This is a genomic window from Iodobacter sp. (assembly GCF_025352645.1).
In the GTDB taxonomy this organism is placed as follows: domain Bacteria; phylum Pseudomonadota; class Gammaproteobacteria; order Burkholderiales; family Chitinibacteraceae; genus Iodobacter.
In genome coordinates this window covers 1-4,515 of record NZ_JANXSO010000135.1, presented here as the reverse complement: position 1 = coordinate 4,515, position 4,515 = coordinate 1, and the positions used below count along the sequence as shown (strand labels likewise).

At 41.2% G+C, this 4,515-nt stretch carries 6 protein-coding genes; all 6 read left to right on the top strand.

Annotated elements, in window-relative coordinates; translation table 11 throughout:
* Window positions 1–402, top strand: a 402-nt coding sequence (locus tag Q0R17_RS15440) for a DUF2345 domain-containing protein (protein ID WP_293936385.1), incomplete at its 5' end; no start/stop codon positions are given.
* 5 nt (window positions 403–407) lie between these two features.
* Window positions 408–1,292 (top strand): DUF4123 domain-containing protein, encoded by an 885-nt coding sequence (locus tag Q0R17_RS15435; RefSeq protein WP_293936382.1) that lies wholly within the window; start codon window positions 408–410, stop codon window positions 1,290–1,292.
* 12 nt (window positions 1,293–1,304) lie between these two features.
* Window positions 1,305–1,751, top strand: a complete 447-nt coding sequence (locus Q0R17_RS15430; RefSeq protein ID WP_293936380.1) for a DUF3304 domain-containing protein — start codon at window positions 1,305–1,307, stop codon at window positions 1,749–1,751.
* A 143-nt stretch (window positions 1,752–1,894) separates the two neighbouring features.
* Window positions 1,895–2,329, top strand: coding sequence for a DUF3304 domain-containing protein (locus Q0R17_RS15425; protein ID WP_293936377.1), 435 nt, complete (start codon window positions 1,895–1,897; stop codon window positions 2,327–2,329).
* Between the two features lie 9 nt (window positions 2,330–2,338).
* The gene (locus tag Q0R17_RS15420; RefSeq protein ID WP_293936376.1) at window positions 2,339–4,117 is read left to right on the top strand and encodes a DUF2235 domain-containing protein; all 1,779 of its coding nucleotides are present in this window, start codon (window positions 2,339–2,341) and stop codon (window positions 4,115–4,117) included.
* A gap of 249 nt (window positions 4,118–4,366) precedes the next feature.
* On the top strand, window positions 4,367–4,515 hold a 149-nt coding region (locus tag Q0R17_RS15415; protein ID WP_293936388.1), incomplete at its 3' end, for a GTP-binding protein.

The window sequence follows — 4,515 nt, the reverse complement described above, 5'->3', positions numbered from 1 at the left end:
GAACTCAGGCAAAGACAAGCCTTTTTGCATCTGAATGCCATTGATGGGCATGATCCACCTCCGCAAAGAAGAACGTTCGTTCACTTTACGCCGCGCGAATGGCTAAATCAAGGGCTCCTGAGCAAGAGACATAATCAGGAAGATTTAAAAATCACCGCCTGCAAAGAAAGCCTCCATATTGTCGCTAAAGATGAAATCCTACTCACGGCAGGTGGCGGCTATATCCGGCTAAAAGGCGGCAATATTGATATCCATTGCCCTGGAACAGTCACGGTGAAAGGCGCGAATCATGATGTGAGCGGGCCTGCGCAAATGAATCCGCCTTTGCCGCAGTTTCCTGAGTCTATTTGCAAAGAATGTTTACTGCTAGCTCTTAAATCAGCTAGCCCATTTGTAGGATAAATATAATGATTATTGCTGATAAGATAAAAGACCAAGATACCTTATTTGAATTATTAAAAAATCCTGAAGCCGATTCATTTTGGTTTGTGCTGATTGATGCGGCCTTTGATGCTAAAAAAATAAGCAAATTAACGCAATCATTCTCTACCTCTCTTTATGAGCATTCTTCTCTTGAAGAATATGCAGAGTTATCGCCTATCCTCGTTCCAATGAGTCGTATTATTGAGTTTGGCATTTGGCCTAAATTGCTGGCTATTTGTAATAGCAGGCCCATGTTAAGCTTTATTAAAACTACAAAAAATATTGAAGAGCTAAAAAATCATTTTCAATATGTGCACCATGCGATATCAGGCCATAAAAAATGGATACTGCGCTTTGCAGATACCAGAACCATAGCGCTATTGTTTGCCAATTTAGATAAAAAGCAAAAAGAATTATTATTTAAGCCAATGCAGTCTTGGTTATGGCCAGATCGGGCTGGCAACTACTTAATGTATACAAACAATAAAACTGGGGAGATCTGGGAGAAAGGTGTAGCGGAAGAGCTGGAACTATCAGATCAGCAATTTGCAGATTTTATAGATCAATCCGCTCCAGATGTGTTACTTAGACAGTTATCAGAGCAGTTTCCTGATTTACTTGAAAAATATTCGCCAGAAAAGTCTTATCAATTGTCTAGTATCGCCATTAAAGAATCAAAGGAAATAGGCTTTGAAAACAATCAAAACAGCACGCTGAGCCTCGCTGTTTTATGGCTGATCTGTGGTGAAAATTTAGCTAAACAGCCGGAGTATTTGGAGCTAAAGCATAAAACATCAAATGGACAAACATTGCAACAAGCCTTGTCTGAGTTACCCAGTTATTTTTTTGAAAAAAGTATAAATAATTAATGTGTGGCAATAATGAAGATCATACTTAAGCTATTTATTAGCATAATGACAATCGCCATCCTTACCGCCTGCCCCAGCAAAGAAGAAGACAATACTGTTCTAGGTAGATTAACGGGTCTAAACCATACCAAAGTCGCTATTATTACTTTTTATGTCAATGATGCATGGGGGGGCAATATTCGAGCAATGAGGGGGGGGGGGGAAACAACTTGTTGCGTTGTTATGCCACGAGAATACCCCAAGGGTGGATTAAAAGTAAACGTGCGCTGGAATGCCACCGATACTTTGGAAGAGCATTGGTTTGAAAAAGAAGTTGTGGTGGATCCTTATCCCGATGGGGCAGGCAGAGTTTATGTTCATTTCTTGCCAAATGAAAATATAAGAGTCATTGTGAGTGATCTGCATCCTATGCACAAGCAATACCCCGGACCAGGCATGCCAGGAGAAGAAAAAGAATGAGTACACAAAGCATATCTAAAATCCCTGCTAATTCAGAGCTCAGTGCTGCTGAGCAATTAGCTAAATACAGAATTTTTAATATCATAAATTCATATTGCTTATAAATAAGTGCTGTAAATTTAAAAAAGTGAGGAAAATAAAAGATGAATAAGATATTTAAAATATTACTCAGCATTATATTACTCAGCATCCTCACTGCCTGCCCCAGTAAAGAAGAAGACAATACTGTTCCAGGTGGATTAACGGGGCTAAACCATACCAAAGTAGGTATTGTTGCATTTTATGTTAATGATACATGGGGTGGAGATCTTGATCCTATGGGGGGAGGCGGGAGTACAACGTGCTGCGTTGTTATGCCGCGTGAATACCCCAAGGGAGGGTTAAAAGTAAAAGTGCGGTGGAATGCCACCGATACTTTGGAAGAGCATTGGTTTGAAAAAGAAGTTGTGGTGGATCCTTATCCCCCTGGAGGTGGAAATATCTATGCTCATTTTTTACCCAATCAACAAGTAAAAGTTATAGTCAGCAATTTATATCCGGAAAACCCAAATTATCCGGGTCCTAAATTACCTGAATAAGGAGTTTGTATGAGTACGCAAAATTTACTTTTATTACCAGAAAGCAACAAGCTGAGCGCTCTTGAGCAATTAACTAAAGCCAGTAGTTGCTCAATATCTAGCAATCAGCTTGCTTGTCAAAAAACAGTTCATGTTGGTGTGTTTTTTGACGGGACAAATAATAATGATAAAAGAGACCGGCCAGAAAAAGGCCATTCTAATATTGCTAAATTATTTTCCAGCTACAAAGATGAAAAACAGAATGGATATTTTCGCCATTACATCCCAGGTGTAGGCACGCCATTTGAAGAGATTGGTGAATTACGCGAAAGTAGTGAAGGCAAGGCCTATGCAAAAGGAGGGGATTCTAGAATTGCATGGGCATTAATTCAAGTTTTAAACAGTGTTCGCCGTTCTTTTGATGGAAATCCATTATTGGATGCCGCCGAAGCCAAATCCGCAATCAAAGAAACTGCTCAACTCGCCACCGTGTGGGCACTTTCAAATGAAAAGCGACAGATTTGGTTTAAAAAACAGGTAAAAAAATTATCAGAGGTAATTAGCAATAAAAAACCAAAAATTATTCAACTCAATGTTTCGGTTTTTGGCTTTTCTCGCGGCGCGGCAGAGGCAAGGGCTTTTTGCCATTGGCTACTCGATTGCTGTGAAGGGAATGGCACGCTGATTGCGGGTGTGCCTGTAAAAATTCAATTTCTGGGTATTTTTGATACCGTGGCATCGGTCGGTTTAGCGCATTCTTTTCCGCTGCCCGTACAAGGTTTAATGGATTGGGCCGATGGCAGCATGGAAATACCCGCGCAAATACAGCGCTGTGTGCATTATGTGGCCGCCAATGAAATCCGCGCATCTTTTCCACTAAGCTGCGCCAGAAATGGCGCAAGCTATCCAGCTAATGTTTTGGAAATGGTTTATCCAGGCGCGCATTCTGATGTGGGCGGGGGCTATAGCCCTGGCGATCAGGGGCGTAGTAAAGGGGGAATTGAGCAGTTACTTGCTAATATCCCCTTATTAAATATGTATCGAGAAGCTTCAAAAGCTGGAGTGCCGCTTAAGCCATTAGCTACATTAAAGCCTGCAATTCAAGCCGACTTTAAAATAGATGAGGCATTACGGCTAGCCTATAATGCCTATGTAAAATACAGCAATGTAAAACCAGCCAAAGTGGAAACCATGCTAGATGAGCATATGCGCTATTACCGCCGCTATAAGGCAAAAGTGGCAAAAATAGAAAGTAAAATAATCGGCGCTGGCCCTCAGGATGCTCAAGATTTAGACGAGGCATCTAAATTATTTGAAAAAGAAGCGCTTAAAATTAAAACAGAGCGATTGAAATTTATTCCTGATTATGATTTAGAGCGATTAAAGCAAGACTATGCCGATGTAACGGCCACCATGCCTGATGAGATCATCAATTTTTTTGCAAAGTATGTACATGATTCGCACGCAGGGTTTTATCTGGCAGGGCCTGTTACTAAATATGATAAAGAAATGGAAAAAAAGCGCATAAAAGAAAAAGTAGATGCTTTAAAAAAAGCTTATTCATTTTATTCATCCAGCGGAAACTATCAAAGACAGCAAACCATTACAGAGGAAAGCTATATCCGTAGCAGAATCACCAGATGGGAAAAAAAAGTGCTTAATAGCAAGGGTGGCGATTTTCCTGTGATGACAGATGAAGATCAATGGGAGTTATTGCAAGGCATGGGTGTTGTAGTCCGCACCAGCACGGCTACCCGCCGCGAAGGAAGTGGCTATTTTAGGCGCCGCGCTATCTTTGATAAAAGCTAATTAAAATAACCATAACCATAACCATAAGCATAGCCATTTCTGTAAACAGTAAGGGCAAGCTATCTATCCCACCGTATTAGGCAGGAAGTGCTGATCGATTTTTTTCGAAAGCAATATGGACTCAAGGGTGGGATATAAAACACCCAAATGATGCTGATTACCCTGCCGTTTGCTGCACCCGCCCCATCAGCCGTGCTTATAGCGGCTATTTAACGTAAAATCCCTCTTTTGCTTTTTTGTAGCCCTTACATGACTGATTTAGCACGCGAAGTAGGCCGTCGCCGCACCTTCGCCATTATCTCCCACCCTGATGCGGGTAAAACGACGCTCACCGAAAAGCTGCTTTATTTCTCGGGAGCAATTCAAAACGCCGGTACGGTTAAAGGTAAAAAAGGCGG